16 protein-coding genes and 2 tRNA genes are annotated in these 17694 nt (G+C 48.4%); 1 reads left to right on the plus strand and 17 read right to left on the minus strand.

The window, feature by feature from the left end; genetic code table 11:
- Positions 1-32: 32 nt before the first annotated feature.
- The 16 genes from nlpI to rlmE all read right to left on the minus strand — a co-directional run bounded on the left by nlpI (position 33) and on the right by rlmE (position 16810).
- Entirely contained in the window at positions 33-992 is a 960-nt protein-coding gene (gene nlpI, locus V7P87_RS13965; protein WP_333797975.1) for a lipoprotein NlpI, read from the minus strand.
- Complete coding sequence (gene pnp / locus V7P87_RS13970) at positions 973-3102, minus strand: polyribonucleotide nucleotidyltransferase (protein WP_296299811.1); 2130 nt, start codon at positions 3100-3102, stop codon at positions 973-975. The genes nlpI and pnp overlap by 20 nt, the downstream gene beginning before the upstream one ends.
- Positions 3103-3407: 305 nt before the next feature.
- Complete coding sequence (gene rpsO, locus V7P87_RS13975) at positions 3408-3677, minus strand: 30S ribosomal protein S15 (protein ID WP_260657323.1); 270 nt, start codon at positions 3675-3677, stop codon at positions 3408-3410.
- A 108-nt stretch (positions 3678-3785) separates the two neighbouring features.
- Positions 3786-4724, minus strand: coding sequence for a tRNA pseudouridine(55) synthase TruB (truB, locus tag V7P87_RS13980; RefSeq protein ID WP_333797976.1), 939 nt, complete (start codon positions 4722-4724; stop codon positions 3786-3788).
- A 4-nt stretch (positions 4725-4728) separates the two neighbouring features.
- A complete protein-coding gene (gene rbfA / locus V7P87_RS13985; RefSeq protein WP_296299809.1) occupies positions 4729-5157 on the minus strand; it encodes a 30S ribosome-binding factor RbfA in 429 nt (142 codons plus the stop codon).
- A gap of 81 nt (positions 5158-5238) precedes the next feature.
- On the minus strand, positions 5239-7911 hold the full coding sequence (infB, locus tag V7P87_RS13990; protein WP_333797977.1) for a translation initiation factor IF-2: 2673 nt from the start codon (positions 7909-7911) through the stop codon (positions 5239-5241).
- Between the two features lie 24 nt (positions 7912-7935).
- Complete coding sequence (gene nusA, locus V7P87_RS13995; RefSeq protein ID WP_333797978.1) at positions 7936-9432, minus strand: transcription termination factor NusA; 1497 nt, start codon at positions 9430-9432, stop codon at positions 7936-7938.
- A 29-nt stretch (positions 9433-9461) separates the two neighbouring features.
- The gene (rimP, locus tag V7P87_RS14000) at positions 9462-9917 is read right to left on the minus strand and encodes a ribosome maturation factor RimP (protein WP_260657318.1); all 456 of its coding nucleotides are present in this window, start codon (positions 9915-9917) and stop codon (positions 9462-9464) included.
- A gap of 271 nt (positions 9918-10188) precedes the next feature.
- A tRNA-Met gene (locus tag V7P87_RS14005) sits at positions 10189-10265 on the minus strand.
- Between the two features lie 140 nt (positions 10266-10405).
- A tRNA-Leu gene (locus V7P87_RS14010) sits at positions 10406-10489 on the minus strand.
- A gap of 33 nt (positions 10490-10522) precedes the next feature.
- Positions 10523-10861, minus strand: a complete 339-nt coding sequence (secG, locus tag V7P87_RS14015; protein ID WP_333797979.1) for a preprotein translocase subunit SecG — start codon at positions 10859-10861, stop codon at positions 10523-10525.
- 2 nt (positions 10862-10863) lie between these two features.
- Complete coding sequence (gene tpiA / locus V7P87_RS14020; protein WP_333797980.1) at positions 10864-11607, minus strand: triose-phosphate isomerase; 744 nt, start codon at positions 11605-11607, stop codon at positions 10864-10866.
- A 161-nt stretch (positions 11608-11768) separates the two neighbouring features.
- Positions 11769-13103 carry a phosphoglucosamine mutase gene (glmM, locus tag V7P87_RS14025; protein WP_296299801.1) on the minus strand — a complete coding sequence of 445 codons (1335 nt, stop codon included), beginning with the start codon at positions 13101-13103 and terminating at the stop codon, positions 11769-11771.
- Positions 13100-13939 carry a dihydropteroate synthase gene (gene folP, locus V7P87_RS14030; RefSeq protein WP_333797981.1) on the minus strand — a complete coding sequence of 280 codons (840 nt, stop codon included), beginning with the start codon at positions 13937-13939 and terminating at the stop codon, positions 13100-13102. The genes glmM and folP overlap by 4 nt, the downstream gene beginning before the upstream one ends.
- 267 nt (positions 13940-14206) lie before the next feature.
- Complete coding sequence (gene ftsH / locus V7P87_RS14035; protein WP_333797982.1) at positions 14207-16126, minus strand: ATP-dependent zinc metalloprotease FtsH; 1920 nt, start codon at positions 16124-16126, stop codon at positions 14207-14209.
- 54 nt (positions 16127-16180) lie between these two features.
- A complete protein-coding gene (gene rlmE, locus V7P87_RS14040) occupies positions 16181-16810 on the minus strand; it encodes a 23S rRNA (uridine(2552)-2'-O)-methyltransferase RlmE (protein ID WP_260657312.1) in 630 nt (209 codons plus the stop codon).
- 83 nt (positions 16811-16893) lie between these two features.
- Between rlmE and yhbY the strand changes: the two genes are divergently transcribed.
- Positions 16894-17190 carry a ribosome assembly RNA-binding protein YhbY gene (gene yhbY, locus V7P87_RS14045; RefSeq protein WP_260657311.1) on the plus strand — a complete coding sequence of 99 codons (297 nt, stop codon included), beginning with the start codon at positions 16894-16896 and terminating at the stop codon, positions 17188-17190.
- On the opposite strand, the gene V7P87_RS14050 is transcribed toward yhbY, so the two are convergent.
- On the minus strand, positions 17187-17591 hold the full coding sequence (locus V7P87_RS14050; protein WP_333797983.1) for a hypothetical protein: 405 nt from the start codon (positions 17589-17591) through the stop codon (positions 17187-17189). The two genes, yhbY and V7P87_RS14050, sit on opposite strands and share 4 nt — an antisense overlap.
- Positions 17592-17694 lie beyond the last annotated feature (103 nt).

Here is a 17694-nt window from a genome sequence, read left to right on the forward strand (position 1 = left end):
CAAGCCGGCTTCTTTTCATATTGAGGATGCTGTTAATGCACATGCTCTTCATCTTCGACAGCTGCACCTTCGGCTACAACCTGATGGCGTAATCTGGCCATTTCCAGTCGGGCGTAACGGTGCTCAACAAACTCATACACATTGGTTGCCAAAGTTTTTTTGTAGTATTCAATGGCTTGTGTTGGGTTTTTCTGAAGGGTGTGCCACTTTGCCAGATAAAAATATACCTCACAGAGTTGCTCAGCTAGTTGCTTGGGCTCCAGCGCATTACTGCTGGCAATATTCAGCAATTGTTGTTCGCTGATATCCCCCAGATAAAAAGCGGCTATCTGACTGGCCCACTGTTTTTGATCCAACTTTGCAAATTGGGCCCTGAGTTCAGCCTGCGCTGTTGGCTCTGACTGCTGCACCTGCGCCAGATATAACCACAAAGCGCGGTATGGATCTTCAGGCTGAATGCTCTGGAACTGTTTAAAGTCCCGCAGCGCCAGTTCCAGCTTGTCGTCATACTGCAGCGCAATGGCCCGGTTCAGATAAACGTACTGATAATCCGGATCCAGCTCCAGTGCTGAGTCAAAAGCTTCATAAGCAGAGTCGTAATCGCCGTTTAAGGTATGGTGAATCCCAATAAAATTATAGGCATCTGCCATATCAGGTTTGAGCCTGAGCGCACGCATAAAATCAAAACGGGCTAAAGCCGCCAAACCTACGCTGTCATACATCACACCGCGGTCATAGTGTAAACGGGCACGTTGTGGCTCGGTCAGTTCGGCAGATTGCAGGATTTCATTCAGACGGGCTATGGCAATTTCAGTGCGGTAAGGCACAGCCAAAGGCTCGGGGGTTAAGGGTTGTTCCACCAACACACCAGCAGGTGCTGGCGCAGTGGCGGCACAACCGGCAATGCCACTGCCAAGCAGCAGTGACAGCAGACCGGCGAGCGCCAGCCTGCTTTGCCTGAAGGTGTTAACCTTAGTTTGTTGCTTCAGCATGAGCAGCTTCAGCAGATGATTTTTCACCCGCTTCTTTGATGCTCAGACGGACACGGCCTTGCTTGTCGACTTCCAGTACTTTTACCTGTACTTTCTGGCCAACAGCTAAGTGATCAGCAACATTGCTGACGCGCTCGTCAGAGATTTGTGAAATATGCACCAGGCCATCTTTACCTGGTAACACGTTTACAAAGGCACCAAAATCAACAATACGCACGACTTCACCTGAATACACTGCACCCACTTCGATTTCAGCGGTAATGGCTTCAATCTTCGCGATAGCAATGCCGGCAGCCTGAGCGTTGGTCGCGGCAATTTTTACAGTACCGTCATCTTCGATCTCAATGGTTGTGCCTGATTCTTCAGTGATTTGACGAATCACAGCACCACCTTTACCAATCACGTCACGGATTTTCTCCGGGTTGATTTTTAAGGTGTAAATGCGTGGCGCGTGCTCAGACAGCTCTGAACGATGCGTGCTGATGGCCTGATCCATCACATTCAGAATGTGAATACGGGCAGCTTTGGCTTGTTTCAGCGCGATCTGCATGATTTCTTTGGTGATACCTTCAATCTTGATATCCATCTGCAGTGCAGTGATACCGGCTGTGGTACCCGCCACTTTAAAGTCCATATCACCTAAGTGATCTTCGTCACCCAGGATGTCTGACAGCACCACAAAGTCGTCGCCTTCTTTCACCAGACCCATAGCGATACCAGCAACAGAAGCTTTGATAGGTACACCAGCGTCCATCAGGGCTAATGAAGAACCACAAACTGAAGCCATTGAGCTTGAACCGTTTGATTCAGTGATTTCAGATACCATCCGCACTGTGTACGGGAAAGTTTCAAAGTCAGGCATTACTGCAGCAACACCACGTTTTGCTAAACGGCCATGACCAATTTCGCGACGTTTTGGTGAACCTACCATACCTGTCTCACCCACTGAGAACGGTGGGAAGTTGTAGTGGAAAAGGAAATGATCCGTTTTGTCTGACAGCAGGTCATCCACAGTTTGTGCATCACGGGCTGTACCTAAAGTACAAGTCACCAGCGCCTGAGTTTCACCACGGGTGAATAAAGCAGAACCGTGGGTACGTGGCAGTAGGCCAGTCATCACTGACAGAGCGCGGATCATTTCGTTGTCACGACCATCAATACGCGGTTCACCTTTGATGATACGGCTACGAACGATTTTTGATTCCAGGTTATGGAAAATTTCGCCGGCTTCAGTTTCGTTAAAGCTTTCGCCTTCGGCCAGTTCAGCTTTAATTTGGGCAAATACTTCAGCTTTGATAGCACCGATACGCTCATAACGTTTAGCTTTTTCAGTGATACGGTAAGCTTCGCCTAAAGCTGCGGTAGATAAAGTTTCAATTTTAGCGATCAGTGGCTCGTTTTTGGCAGGAGCAACCCATTCCCAGGCCGGTTTGCCACCTTCAGCGGCAAATTCAGCAATGGCTTTAATCGCCGTTTGCATCTGGTCATGGCCATAAACCACAGCACCTAACATCACTTCTTCTGACAATACACCAGCTTCTGATTCCACCATCAGTACCGCATTGGCAGTACCGGCAACCACTAAATCTAACTTACTGGTTTTTAATTCAGTTTCTGACGGGTTTAATACATATTGACCGTCGATATAACCCACACGGGCTGCGCCTAACGGACCGCTAAACGGAATACCGGAAATGGCTAATGCGGCAGAAGTACCCAGAATTGCAACGATATCCGGCTGAATTTCAGGTTGTACTGACACTACAGTGGCAATTACCTGAACTTCGTTGGTGAAACCTTCCGGGAATAATGGGCGGATTGGACGGTCGATCAGACGGGAGATTAATGTTTCGCCTTCGGTCGGACGGCCTTCACGTTTAAAAAAACCACCAGGGATACGGCCGGCAGCATACATTTTTTCCTGATAGTTCACTGTTAACGGGAAAAAGTCCTGACCTGGTTTTGGCGCTCTTTTACCAACAACTGTCACTAAAACTGAAGTGTCGCCCATGCTGGCCAACACGGCACCGTCTGCCTGACGGGCAATAACGCCGGTTTCTAAAGTAACAGTGTGTTGACCAAACTGGAATGATTTTACAATGGGATTCACGTGGTAATTTCCTTTCTGATGTGCGCGTGGACCGGGGCTCTGCTGAGCCTTAAACGCGCTATATTTGGGGTCGATTTTTCGCGAGACAGTATAGCTTGTAAGCACTGACAAAAGATAGCCACCAAAGCATGGCCCTTAAGAAAAATCAGCACTTTGCTATCGCCTTTTGCCATTGCGCGCACAATGGGATTGCTCAACGGAATTTCAGCCAAGAATCCTCAGTCGCCAACGATGTTTCCGGCAATTTTGGCCAACAAAAAAGGAGCCGAAGCTCCTTTTTTGTTCTTACCGGATTTAGCGGTCGATTAACGACGCAGACCTAAACGCTCGATCAGAGTAGCGTAACGAGCCTGGTCTTTACGCTTTAAATAGTCCAGCAGCTTACGACGCTGAGAAACCATACGCAGCAGACCACGACGTGAGTGGAAGTCGTGCTTGTGGTCAGCGAAGTGTGGTTGCAGTTTGTTGATAGAAGCAGTTAACAGAGCTACCTGTACTTCTGGTGAGCCAGTGTCGTTAGCAACAACGCCGAAATCGGCCAGAATTTTTGCTTTTTCAGCAGTAGTTAGTGACATAAAATCCTCCAGGATTATTGAGTATTGCTGCAGCCAGGCACTAATCCAGCATACAGCCAAAAAACAGCGCGCATTCTAGCATGCCCGCTACTGATTACAACCTATATTTCAGTTAAGCTGAAACTGGCTGGTGTTCAGCAGCCGGCGTACAGATAACACCTGCTCTGCCACAGCGCCGATACCAATAAACTGACCGGTTTGGGTGTAAAGTTTCACTGCATCCAGTGAAGCGGCAGCTTGCAGGTCATCATATTCCGCATCGCTCAGCACAACTGTCTGACCATGCACCAGGCGCTGATGCTGCGCTGGTGTTACACTAAGCTCCGGCAGGCCAAGCAGCGCCTGATCCATCGGCAATAACAAAGCGTCAAGCCCTGCCCAGTCCTGACGTTCATTCAGCGGCACTAAATCCGCTTCAGTACGCATCTGGCTGGCGTTAAAAGGGCCAACATGAATACGGCGCAATGCCGTGACATAAGCACCAGAGCCTAAAGTTTCGCCTAAATCGTCAATCAGAGTGCGGATATAAGTGCCTTTACTGCAATGCACGACAAAACGGGCGTCCTGACCATCAAAAGACAATAAATCAAACTTAAAAATCTCTATTGGTCTGGCTTCACGCGGCACTGTAATGCCCTGACGGGCGTATTTATACAGCGGCTGGCCCTGATATTTCAGCGCCGAATACATGGTGGGCACCTGAAGTTGTGGTCCACGCGCCTTTACTACAGCCGCCTCGAGTTCGCTCTGGCTGAATGTGATTGGCTTTTGGCTGATGACTTCGCCGGCCGCATCGCTGGTGTCGGTACGAATGCCAAACCTGGCTGTCACTTCATAGGTTTTGTCGGTATCCAATAAAAACTGACAAAACTTGGTGGCCTCACCAAAACAAATCGGCAATAAACCTGAAGCCAGCGGATCCAGCGCGCCGGTGTGGCCGGCTTTTTCCGCCTGATACAACCAGCGGATGCGCTGCAAAATACCGTTACTGGACACTTCTAATGGCTTATCCAGTAACAAAATGCCATTCACGGGACGACGTGCCATTGGCTTATTCTTCTTCGTCTGCGTGTTTGGCCGCTGGCGTGTCTAATTCCTGACCTGCAGCCAGACGTTTTTTCTCGTCCGACTTACGCACAGTTTCTACCAGATTTGCCATGCGGATACCTTCATCCAGCGACTTATCAAAATAAAAACGAATGGTTGGCACAATACGGGCCTGAATGCGCTTGGCAATTAGACTACGGATAAAACCCGAAGCGTCATTTAAGATATTCAGGTTCTCCTGCACTTTTTCCGGCGCCAGGCCTAAAAAAGTCACATGAATTTTGCAGTGAGATAAATCGCGGGATACGTCCACCGCTGACACTGTGATCATGCTGTGCAGGCGCGGATCTTTAATTTCGCGCTGCAGTATCACGGCAATTTCCTGCTGCATCTGTTGGGATAACCGGTCAACCCGGCTGAACTCTTTAGCCATAAAATGTCCTGCTTCAATAGAAACAAACAGGGGCACCCGGCCCCTGCTTTAATATTTACAGTGTTTAATCAGGTACTTGCGTTACAGTGTACGCACAACCTGAATCACTTCAAACACCTCAATCTGGTCGCCTTCACGAACGTCGTTGTAGTTCTTCACGCCGATACCACATTCGAAACCGTTACGGACTTCAGAGACGTCGTCTTTAAAGCGACGCAGTGATTCCAGTTCACCTTCGTAGATCACCACGTTGTCACGCAGAACGCGGATAGGCGCGTTACGTTTCACCACACCTTCGGTCACCATACAGCCGGCAACAGCGCCAAACTTCGGTGAGCGGAACACATCACGCACCTGAGCCAGACCGATGATCTGCTGTTTAAACTCTGGTGCCAGCATACCTGTCATCGCCGCTTTGACTTCGTCAATCAGCTCATAAATGATGCTGTAATAACGTAAGTCCAGACCTTCTTCTTCCACCAGTTTACGGGCAGAAGCGTCGGCACGAACGTTAAAACCGATCACGATAGCTGATGAAGCTGCAGCCAGTGTTACGTCGGTTTCGGTAATACCACCAACACCACTGCCCACAATCTTCACTTTCACTTCGTCGGTCGACAGTTTCTGCAATGACTCGCTGATAGCTTCCACTGAACCCTGTACGTCTGCTTTCAGTACAATGTTCAGCTCAGACACATCACCGTCTGTCATGTTGGCAAACATGTTTTCCAGGTTGGCTTTTTGCTGACGGGCCAGTTTCACATCACGGAACTTGCCTTGACGATACAGGGCAACTTCACGGGCTTTACGCTCGTCTTTCACCACTGTGACTTCATCACCAGCTTGTGGCACACCGGATAAACCTAAAATCTCAACCGGAATAGAAGGACCTGCGGTTTTTACTTCTTTACCGTTTTCATCGCGCATTGCACGAACACGGCCATATTCAAAACCACAAAGTACAATGTCACCCTGATGCAGCGTACCTTCCTGAACCAGGATAGAAGCAACAGGACCACGGCCTTTATCCAGGCGGGATTCAATCACCACACCACGGGCCAGGCCCTGGGTCACGGCTTTTAATTCCAGAAGTTCAGCCTGGTTCAGAATGGCTTCGAGTAAATCGTCGATGCCCATACCGGTTTTGGCAGAGATTGGCACAAATTGAGTGTCACCACCCCATTCTTCCGAAATAACATCGTACTGGGATAATTCGTTACGAACACGATCCGGATCTGCATCCGGTTTATCCATTTTGTTCACTGCAACCACTAAAGGCACACCAGCCGCTTTAGCGTGCTGAATCGCTTCTTTGGTTTGTGGCATCACGCCATCGTCGGCAGCAACCACCAGCACCACGATATCTGTGGCTTTGGCACCACGAGCACGCATTGAGGTAAAGGCGGCGTGACCTGGGGTGTCGAGGAAAGTCACCATACCGCGTTCAGTTTCAACGTGGTAAGCACCGATATGCTGAGTAATACCACCAGCTTCGCCGGCCGCAACTTTGGCTTTACGAATGTAGTCCAGCGTTGACGTTTTACCATGGTCAACGTGGCCCATCACGGTTACAACAGGTGCACGCGGCTCCAGTTCGCCCTGGCCTTCACGGTCAGACATCACCGCTTCTTCCAGCTCGTTTTCTTTGGTCAGGGTAAATTTGTGGCCCATTTCTTCACAGACAATGGCCGCAGTTTCCTGATCAATCACCTGGTTGATAGTCGCCATAGCGCCCATCTTCATCATCACTTTAATCACTTCAGAAGCTTTTACTGCCATTTTGGCGGCAAGTTCAGCCACAGTGATGGTTTCACCAATTTTTACTTCACGCTCAACAGGCTGGGCTGGTTTATTAAAACCGTGCTGCATGCTGGTTGGTGTTTTCTTTTTCTTATGGCGATTGGCGCGGTTAAATGCATCTTTATCGTCATCATCTTTTTTCTTGGCTTTGCCAACAGGGGCTTTTTTGCCATGACGACGGCCGCCACGCTCATCGCGTGCGTCAACTTCGTCTTCTGCCTGTTTGGCATACACGTTAGAGGTCAGATGGTAATCACCAATTTCAACCGGTGATTTTTCTTCTTTGGCCCAACGTTCAGCGTTTTCTTCCGCCAGTTTACGGGCTTCTTCTGCCTGACGTTGTGCTTCTAATTCCAGCTTACGCAGGCGCTCAGCATCTTGCTGGGCAATAATGCGGTCTGCTTCACGTTTGGCGTCTTCTTTTGCCTGACGACGGGCCGCTTCTTCCGGATCATCTTTGAGCAATTGAGCGCGGGCTTCTGCCTGCTTTTTCGCTTCTAACGCTTTACGTTCAGCTTCAGCTTTTTTCTCAGCTTCTTCTTTAGCTTTGCGCTCAGCAGCCGCTTTTTCCGCCGCCTGACGTGCTTCTTCAGCCTTTAACGCTTCTTCAGCTAAACGGGCTTCTTCAGCAGCCTGCGCCGCAGCTTCGTCGACCAACGGGCGTTTAACGTAAGTTTTTTGCTTTAATACCTGCACCTGAATTTCGCGGTTACGGCCTGCGCCACCGCTGACACTCAGGGTTGTGGTTTCTTTGCGTTTTAAGGTTAAACGCGATGGTTCAGTGCTGGCACCACCATGTTGTTTGCTCAGATGCTCCAGTAAAGACTTTTTCTCGTCTTCTGAAACCACCTGACCGGCTTTTTTCGAGATGCCTGCATCAGCAAATTGTTGGACTAACCGATCAACAGTCGTTCCCACATCACTGGCTAGTTTTTCAATCGTTACTTCTGCCATGTCAATGTTACCTCCGTTGACCTATCAGTTTTCTTCACTAAACCAAACAATATTGCGTGCAGCCATAATCAGCGCGGCAGCTTTTTCTTCGTTCATTTTTTCAATTTCGAGCAAATCATCGACACCTAATTCAGCCAGATCGTCGAGCGTCACCACACCTTTGCTTGCCAGCACGTAGGCGGTGTGCGTTTCTAAACCAGGCAGGTTCAACAGCGCTTCACTCGGTGTTGCACCTTCCAGTGATTCTTCACTGGCCAGTGCACGAGTGGTCAATACAGCCTTGGCACGTTTACGCAGCTCTTCCACTGTGTCTTCGTCCAGACCGTCAATCGCCAGTAATTCACTGACAGGTACATAAGCAATTTCTTCCAGCGACGAGAAACCTTCGTCGACCAGAATACCTGCAAAGTCTTCATCGATTTCCAGTGCGGACATAAAGAGGTCAAGCACTTTGGAATTTTCTTCCTGGTGCTTTTTCTTCATATCAGACACTGACATCACGTTCAGCTCCCACGCCGTTAACTGGCTGGCTAAACGCACGTTCTGACCGGCGCGGCCAATCGCCATTGGCAGGTTGGCATCTTCAACGGCGATATCCATTGCATGACGTTCTTCATCCACGATGATAGAAGCCACTTCTGCCGGGGCCATCGCATTAATCACAAACTGGGCCGGGTTGTCGTCGTACAGCACAATGTCTACACGCTCACCACCTAATTCACCGGAAACAGCCTGTACCCGTGAACCGCGCATACCCACACAGGCACCCACAGGGTCAATACGACGGTCGTTGGTCTTCACGGCAATCTTGGCACGTGAGCCTGGGTCGCGGGCGGCACCACGGATCTCAATCATTTCTTCGCCGATTTCCGGTACTTCAATACGGAACAGTTCAATCAGCATCTCAGGGCGGGTGCGGCTTAAAAACAGCTGTGCACCACGTGCTTCCGGATTCACTGCATACAATAAAGCGCGGATACGGTCACCCGGGCGGAAAGTTTCGCGTGGGATCATCTCTTCACGCGCCAGCATGGCTTCAGCATTGTTGCCTAAGTCCACAATAACGCTGTCGCGGTTTACTTTTTTCACCACACCGGTTACCAGCTCACCGACCTGGTCGATGTAAGCTTCAACCACTTGTGAACGTTCAGCTTCCCGTACTTTCTGCACAATAACCTGCTTGGCCATCTGGGTTGTGATACGGTCAAACACCACAGATTCAATTTGCTCTTCAACATAATCGCCGATTTGCAGGCCTGGCTCGTCATATTGTGCAGCCGATAATGTCATTTCACGGGTTGGATGCTCCATTACATGGTCATCAGCAACCACCAGCCAGCGCCGGAAAGTCTCATAAGCGCCGGTTTTACGGTCAATAGAAACACGAACTTCGATGTCGCTTTCATTTTTCTTTTTGGTAGCGGCGGCCAGTGCATATTCTAATGCCTGGAAAATCTTTTCACGCGGTACTGACTTTTCGTTCGAGACCGCATCAACTACTAATAAAATTTCTTTTGCCATGTTTTCTGCCTCACTAAGAGCCGGTTAACTTAAAAAACCGGAACTACGTTTGCTTTATCTACGTTATCCATAAGCAAACGATAAGGTTTGCCATCCACTTCAATTACCAGCATGTCATCGACAATTTCCAGCAGCTGTCCTTTAAAACGACGGCGGCCGTCCTGCGGGATCGCCAGTTTTACTTCCACTTTCTGACCAACAACTTTGGCAAAATGAGCAGGTGTAAATAACGGACGGTCCAGACCAGGAGAAGAAACTTCGAGGTTGTATTCGTTAGGGATTGGGTCTTCAACATCAAGGATGGCGCCCACTTCACGACTGACCAGCGCACAGTGATCAACTGTCACTCCGTCCGGATGATCAATAAAAAGCCGCAGAGTGGAATGACGCCCAGCAGGCACGAACTCGCAGCCCAACAACTCAAAGCCGGCAGCTTCTACTGTTGGACCTAACAGCTCGGTTAAGCGCTGTTCTTGTTTAGTCAAAGAGACCTCCAGAAATAAAAAAAGGGCATATAGCCCAGAATTTTAGTACATCAATACTTCAGATATAAAAACGCCCCGAAGAACGGGGCGAAGTTAAATCCGAAAAAACAAGATATCGCCAATCTTGTTTATAAATCTGGTCTGTTTATCGAAGTTACGCCACAAGTTGCAGTCATCCGATAAACATCTTGCACTAACTTCTCGTCGGTGCAGCAAACTGTTTTGTCATTATTGTGCGTCTGAAGCACTTCAAAACAAGATTTGCAAAAGTTGGTTGCGGGAGCCGGATTTGAACCGACGACCTTCGGGTTATGAGCCCGACGAGCTACCAGGCTGCTCCATCCCGCGTCCGTAACTGGCGTGCATTATATAGTGCCGGGCACTGTATCGCAAGATTTGTTTTAACTGTCACTGACTTAGTTTGCTTTTTGCAGCAGAGTTTTAAATCGCTGCAATCGGACAAATTACAATAGGAACAGTTGAAAGAATGGTGCCGAGAGCGGGACTCGAACCCGCATGCCTAGGGCACTACCACCTCAAGGTAGCGTGTATACCAATTTCACCATCTCGGCTAAAAATTTTACTGCGTGGCAGTGGTTGTTAACTTAGTTACCAACCGGAATATCTTTAGTTGTGTCTTTCTTTTCTTCAGCGGCAGGTGCTTTTTCTACAACCGGGGCTGTTAGATTTTCAAATTCAGAGTTTTTCTCGATGTGGCTGGTATTGTAATTACCTAACACCAGGCTTAACGCAAAAAACACTACAGCCAGGATTGACGTTGATTTTGTCAAAAAGTTACCTGTGCCTGAAGAACCAAAAATAGTGGCAGAAGCACCGGCACCAAAAGAAGCGCCCATATCTGCACCTTTACCGTGCTGGATCAATACCAGACCGATAATTGCCAGCGAAACTATTACGTATAATACAATTACAATTTCGTACATGGTTAATCCTGTGCACTTAGGCAAATTGCAGCAAATTCTGCAGGTTTTAAACTTGCACCGCCAACCAGACCACCGTCTATGTCGGCTTGTGCGAACAGTGCAGCGCAATTTTCAGCGTTAACGCTACCACCGTAAATAATTCTTACTTGTTGTGCAGCTTCTTTATCATATTGACTCAGATGAGAGCGGATAAAAGCATGCACTTGCTGCGCCTGTTCCGGCGTCGCAGTTTCACCTGTTCCTATGGCCCAGACCGGCTCATAAGCGATGACTGAATGCCTCAGCAATTCAGGGTGCGCAGCATACACTGCATCCAAATGCTGTGCAAGAACCTGCATAGTTTTTTCTTGCTGTCTTTCGATTAAAGTTTCGCCAAAACAAACAATTGGCGTTAATTTCGCCGAAATTGCCTGCTTGGTTTTTGCTAAAACGACAGTGTCAGTTTCAGCAAAAAGTGCACGACGCTCTGAGTGACCAACAATCACATACTCAGCACCAACGGCGCGCAGCATATCAGCACTTATTTCACCTGTGAAGGCACCGCTGCGCTCACTGCTGACATTTTGAGCACCCAGTTTATATCTGTCGCTTTTTGGAAACTGACTTAGAAATATTACAGGCGGACAGATCAGAATTTCAGCGGCTGAAGCAGCCAAACTATTGAGGCTTGCACTGGCTTGTTCCACCAGTTCAACACTGCCATTCATCTTCCAATTGGCGGCAATTAATGGTCTGCGTTGTGTCATGAGAGCTCCGGTGTTTTAGCGCGCGAGATATTAACGAACATGGCTCTGAGGCACAAGCCATGCGTTATAAAAAAAGCGCCGTTGGCGCTTTTTTTATCTGTTGTTTTGTCAGGCTGAAACTGCACAATCAGCCGCAGTACCAGCTTCGCAAAAGCCTTTATCTAGCTTGCAATTTTCACAGCAGCAGCAATTTTTTCGGCATATTCCCGTACCTGCTGTTGTTCTCTTCCTTCAACCATTACACGGATCAGCGGCTCTGTGCCCGATTTACGGATAAGTACACGCCCCTGCCCTGCTAACTCCTGTTCAACCTGTGCAATCACTTCTTTGACATGTAAATTCTCTAAAGGCGCAGTGCCTTTTTCAAATTTCACATTCACCAGCACCTGCGGCAATTTGGTCATACCATGACTCAGATCTGCCAGTGATAATTTGGTGTCAATCATAGAAGCCAGCACTTGCAAAGAGGCAATAATGCCATCGCCTGTGCCTGCGTGATCCAGATTCAACACATGGCCCGAATTCTCGCCACCGATACGCCAGCCTTTTTCCTGCAGTAACTCCATCACATAACGGTCACCGACTTTGCTACGTGCAAACGGAATATCCAATTCTGCCAGCGCCAGTTCAAGGCCCATATTGCTCATTAAAGTACCAACAACCCCACCTTGCAACCGGCCACGCTCTTTGGCAGAACGGGCAATCATATAAATAATTTCATCCCCATCGATCTGCCGCCCTGTGTGATCGACCATCATCACACGGTCACCATCACCGTCATAAGCAATACCCAGGTCAGCTTTTAATTCAACCACGGCCTGTTGCAGCGCTTCGGTATGGGTAGCACCACATTTTTCATTGATATTTAAACCATTGGGGCTACAGGCGATAGTATGAACTTCAGCACCCAGTTCTTTAAACACGTTTGGCGCTATGTGGTACGTGGCACCATTGGCGCAGTCCAGCACTATAGTAAAACCGCTTAACGACATATGTTTAGGCAAGTGGCTTTTACAAAATTCAATATAACGACCTGAGGCATCGTCAATACGTTGTGCTTTACCGAGTTTTTCTGATGGTTCACATACCATCGGCTGCTCGAGCTCAGCTTCGATTGCCAGTTCAATGTCATCGTCTAACTTCGAACCATCGGCCGAGAAAAATTTAATGCCGTTATCGTAATAAGGATTGTGTGAAGCACTAATGACAATACCCGCTTCAGCGCGGAAAGTATGGGTCAGATAAGACACTGCAGGCGTTGGCATAGGGCCCAGTAAACGTACATCGATACCGGCAGCAATAAGACCTGCCTCCAGCGCGGTTTCCAGTAAATAACCGGAAATACGGGTATCTTTACCAATCAACACCTTACGGGTCCCACGTTGTGACAACACCCGGCCAGCGGCCCAGCCTAACTTCATGGCAAATTCAGGGGTAATAGGAAACTCACCCACCCGGCCACGCACCCCATCGGTGCCAAAATACTTCCTGCTCATTCTAATTCTCCAGACATTGTCGCTTCAGCCACAGCTATTGCATCGGCTGTTTCTCTGACGTCATGCGCGCGGATAATGCGGGCGCCATGCATAACGGCTATTGTGGCACAGGCAATACTGCCTGCCAAACGTTCTGATACCGGCCTGTTCAGTAATTGGCCAATCATCGATTTACGGGACATGCCGGCCAAAACGGCATAACCAGACTGCTGAAATTGACCAAGTTCAGCCAGCAGCCGGTAATTGTGGGCAAGCGTTTTCGCAAATCCAAAACCAGGATCCAGAATGATCTGACCTGGTGCTATGCCGGCTTTAATACAAACATTTGCTCTTTCTAATAAAAAACTCAGCACTTCAGCTGTCACTTGCTGGTAATAGGCCAGCTGTTGCATCGAACCCGGCATACCGCGCATATGCATCAGACAAACCGGCACCTGAGTTTTTACTGCAACCTCAATAGCACCTTCATCCTGCAATGCTCTGACATCATTAATGATATCGGCGCCAGCTTCAATGGCAGCTTTCATCACTGCAGCTTTATATGTATCAATAGAAATCACAGTATCAAACTCACGACGGATAAGTTCAATCACAGGAATGACTCTATTCAGCTCTTCGGTGATGGATACTTCTGCGGCACCAGGACGGGTGGACTCACCGCCAATATCTATGATGTCAGCACCATCTTTAAGCATTTGTTCAACCTGACGCAAAGCGGCGTCATGGCCAACAAATTTGCCGCCATCAGAAAATGAATCCGGCGTGACATTTAATATGGCCATCAGTTTGCATTTATCTAACGACAACTGACGGTTACGGGGCAATCTCAATAACATCAAACACCTCGTTGATATACTTGCGCGATAAAATACTGATTATTCTGTTCTGGCGCTTAATTCCAAAAGCATTTGCAATAAAAACCAGTTGCAGCGCCTGTATCAATCAAACGCTTTATGGTGAAACAAGCGACCAGGTTAAACTCAGGCGCTGTTGGCGTTATCGCTTCATTTTATCCTGCTGAAAAATACAAACCCCGAACAAGTCGGGGTTTTTATTCGATTTATCGTGTCACAGGAACCAACATCAGGCCCATCAGTCACGACTTAGTGCAGTGGGTTTTCTGCTGGTTTATCGTCAACTTTAACTTCTGCCGCCACGGCACTACCGCCATCAGAGCTCTGATCAGGCTTTTTGTCCTTTGGCTCCCAATGCTCTGGTGGTCGCACTTCACGGCGCGCCATCAGATCATCAATTTGTCTTGCGTCGATAGTTTCGTATTGCATCAAGCAATCTTTCATCGCGTGCAGAATATCCATATTTTCTTCAATCAACTTTTTCGAACGCGCATAGTTACGGTCAATAAAATCGCGGATCTCAGCATCAATCAGCTTCACAGTGTCTTCAGACATACTCTTGTTCTTGGTTACAGTACGGCCTAAAAACACTTCACCCTCTTCTTCGGCATACAGCAACGGGCCCAGTTTGTCTGAGAAACCCCATTGGGTGACCATTTTACGCGCCAGGTTAGTGGCACGTTCGATGTCGTTGGAAGCACCGGTACTGACAGCTTCGTCACCATAAATGATTTGCTCGGCAATACGGCCACCAAACAAGGAGCTGATCATACTTTCCAGGTAACGTTTTGAATGACTGACTCTGTCACGCTCTGGTAAATACATAGTCACACCCAGGGCACGGCCACGTGGAATGATACTGACTTTGTAAACCGGGTCGTGTTCAGGCACCAGACGACCCACAATAGCGTGACCCGCTTCGTGGTAAGCCGTCATTTCTTTTTCTTTTTCCGTCATTACCATAGAACGACGTTCTGTACCCATCAGAATTTTGTCTTTGGCTTTTTCAAACTCATCCATCGACACCACGCGACGGTTATTACGGGCAGCAAAAAGTGCGGCTTCGTTCACCAGGTTGGCTAAATCAGCGCCTGAAAAACCTGGGGTACCACGGGCAATTAATGATGCATCCACACCATCACCTAATGGCACTTTACGCATATGCACTTTCAGGATTTGTTCGCGGCCACGCACATCCGGTAAACCAACGGTGACCTGACGGTCAAAACGGCCCGGACGTAATAAAGCTGGGTCTAACACGTCTGGTCTGTTGGTTGCGGCAATCACAATAATGCCTTCATTACCGTCAAAACCGTCCATCTCCACCAGCATTTGGTTTAAGGTTTGCTCACGTTCATCATGACCACCACCTAATCCAGCACCACGCTGACGGCCTACCGCATCAATTTCGTCGATAAAAATAATACAAGGTGCGGCTTTTTTTGCTTGCTCGAACATGTCGCGCACACGGGAAGCACCCACACCTACAAACATCTCCACGAAGTCAGAACCTGAGATAGTGAAAAATGGCACTTTGGCTTCACCGGCAATGGCCTTGGCCAGCAAAGTTTTACCTGTACCTGGTGGGCCAACCATTAATACGCCTTTTGGAATACGGCCACCCAGTTTCTGGAAGCGTGATGGGTCTTTTAAATAATCGACCAGCTCAGACACTTCTTCTTTGGCTTCGTCACAGCCTGCCACATCGGCAAAAGTGGTTTTAATTTGATCTTCGCCCATTAAACGGGCACGGCTCTTGCCAAAAGACATGGCGCCTTTGCCACCGCCGCCCTGCATCTGGCGCATAAAGAAAATCCAGACGCCAATCAGCAGCAACATCGGGAACCAGGAAATAAAAATCTGCCCCAGCAGACTACCTTCTTCCGGTTGCACACCTGTGCCATCGACACCGTTTTCAATCAGATCTTTGAGCAGACCGTCATCGTAACCACCCGGGATCACAGTTTCAAAACGCTGACCATCACGTTTGACACCTGTGACCACACCAGTGCGGTCTACTTTGACTTCACGAACCTGGCCTTGTTTCACGTCGTTAATAAACTGGGTGTAACTGGTTTGCCGCTCGCTACGGTCGGTTGGACTGAAACTGTTGAACATCGTCATTAAAATGACGGCGATCACCAGCCATACCATTAAATTCTTTGCCATATCGCTCAAGGTTATAACCTCTTGTTACCAGAAAATGCTTCTGTTGCTACTTTACTAGAGTTTGAAGCCTGTCGCCACGATATAAGTCTCGCTCGAACGTGAACGCGACGAATCGGGCTTTCGGATCCGTACAGTGCCAAATACATTACGGATGTTCTGCACATATTGTTCAAAACCATCCCCATGAAATACTTTGACCACAAAACTGCCGTTCTGTTTCAGTACTTTGCTGCACATATCCAGTGCCAGTTCCACCAGGTACATACTGCGGCTCTGATCAACTGTGGCGTTTCCACTCATATTGGGTGCCATATCCGACAACACCACATCAACATTACGGCCACCAATACGGTCAAGCAGCGCATTGAGCACTGCATCTTCACGAAAATCGCCCTGCAAAAAGGCAACGCCAGCTAAGGGATCCATCGGCAAAATATCACAGGCAATCACGCAACCTGAAGGCCCCACCAGCTCAGCCGCTAATTGCGACCAGCTGCCCGGAGCTGAACCTAAATCCACCACAGTGTTGCCTGGTTTAATTAGTTTGTCTTTTTGCTGAATTTCTTCGAGCTTAAATGAAGCCCGCGAACGTAAGCCTAATTTTTGCGCTTTATGCACAAAAGGGTCTGATACATGTTCCTGCAGCCATCTGGATGAGCTGGCAGAACGCTTTTTCTTGGTCATGGAACTACTCTTAATTGGTCTTCCCTGCAAGATGGCGGTACAATAGCGTAATTTCAAGCTTTCCCAATGGAAAAAGTCTACTTATGAGTTTATCAAACAAACAAAAACAGTTTTTAAAAGCCAAAGCCCACGAATTAAAACCAATTATTTTACTGGGTGGCAACGGCCTGACCGAAGGGGTGATGGCCGAAATTGATTTAGCACTGGAACACCACGAGCTAATCAAAGTAAAAGTGCCAAGCATCGACCGTGACGAAAAAGTTGCCGTGATGGATGCGATAGTGCGCGAATCCAAAGCTGAAAAAGTGCAGGTCATTGGTCACATTCTGGTTTTATACCGCGCTGCCAAAGAGAAAAAATTAGTACTGCCACGCGGTTAAGTTTTTTCTGTCAGATAACCGGCCGCCTGTAAATGCAGGCGGGCAGTTTCTTCATCGTCGACAAAATTACGCACTACATCTGCAGGTTGCTGTACATCAGTCGCTTTTAAATATTGCCAGAGCAGCAAGGGATCGGCGGGTTTAATCACTTCCACCTGCTTTAAGCCATTGGCATAACTCCAGCTCACTACAGCTTTAAATAAATCAAATACTTGCTGTGGGCTCACCTGCCACAACCTCATATCAACCACTACAGCCCAATCACCGCCTAATAACACTTTTGCGGCGGCTTTAAAGTCTTTTTGATAGTCCGCTGCCACCAACAAAGTGGAGACTCCGTTGGCGCGCACCCACAAGGTTCGTTGTTGCACCTGTAACTGATAAGCTTTTGTTTGTTTCATCAGAACTCCAACCGCCCCACTCACATTAGGGGCCTTGCCAACCAGCCTGCCACACTGAGCTTCCGCTATCTTCGCGCGGAAACTGTTTGGCATCACCATGTTA

The organism is Rheinheimera sp., assembly GCF_036782235.1.
Lineage (GTDB): Bacteria > Pseudomonadota > Gammaproteobacteria > Enterobacterales > Alteromonadaceae > Pararheinheimera.

What these genes read in the sequence shown, in the direction of transcription:
- ftsH (WP_333797982.1), bottom strand. Translation starts at nt 16,126, where the DNA reads ATGGCAAAGAATTTAATGGTATGGCTGGTGATCGCCGTCATTTTAATG.
- folP (WP_333797981.1), bottom strand. Translation starts at nt 13,939, where the DNA reads ATGTTATTGAGATTGCCCCGTAACCGTCAGTTGTCGTTAGATAAATGC.
- infB (WP_333797977.1), bottom strand. Translation starts at nt 7,911, where the DNA reads ATGGCAGAAGTAACGATTGAAAAACTAGCCAGTGATGTGGGAACGACT.
- glmM (WP_296299801.1), bottom strand. Translation starts at nt 13,103, where the DNA reads ATGAGCAGGAAGTATTTTGGCACCGATGGGGTGCGTGGCCGGGTGGGT.
- rpsO (WP_260657323.1), bottom strand. Translation starts at nt 3,677, where the DNA reads ATGTCACTAACTACTGCTGAAAAAGCAAAAATTCTGGCCGATTTCGGC.
- tpiA (WP_333797980.1), bottom strand. Translation starts at nt 11,607, where the DNA reads ATGACACAACGCAGACCATTAATTGCCGCCAATTGGAAGATGAATGGC.
- rlmE (WP_260657312.1), bottom strand. Translation starts at nt 16,810, where the DNA reads ATGACCAAGAAAAAGCGTTCTGCCAGCTCATCCAGATGGCTGCAGGAA.
- nusA (WP_333797978.1), bottom strand. Translation starts at nt 9,432, where the DNA reads ATGGCAAAAGAAATTTTATTAGTAGTTGATGCGGTCTCGAACGAAAAG.
- truB (WP_333797976.1), bottom strand. Translation starts at nt 4,724, where the DNA reads ATGGCACGTCGTCCCGTGAATGGCATTTTGTTACTGGATAAGCCATTA.
- secG (WP_333797979.1), bottom strand. Translation starts at nt 10,861, where the DNA reads ATGTACGAAATTGTAATTGTATTATACGTAATAGTTTCGCTGGCAATT.
- yhbY (WP_260657311.1), top strand. Translation starts at nt 16,894, where the DNA reads ATGAGTTTATCAAACAAACAAAAACAGTTTTTAAAAGCCAAAGCCCAC.
- rbfA (WP_296299809.1), bottom strand. Translation starts at nt 5,157, where the DNA reads ATGGCTAAAGAGTTCAGCCGGGTTGACCGGTTATCCCAACAGATGCAG.
- V7P87_RS14050 (WP_333797983.1), bottom strand. Translation starts at nt 17,591, where the DNA reads ATGAAACAAACAAAAGCTTATCAGTTACAGGTGCAACAACGAACCTTG.
- nlpI (WP_333797975.1), bottom strand. Translation starts at nt 992, where the DNA reads ATGCTGAAGCAACAAACTAAGGTTAACACCTTCAGGCAAAGCAGGCTG.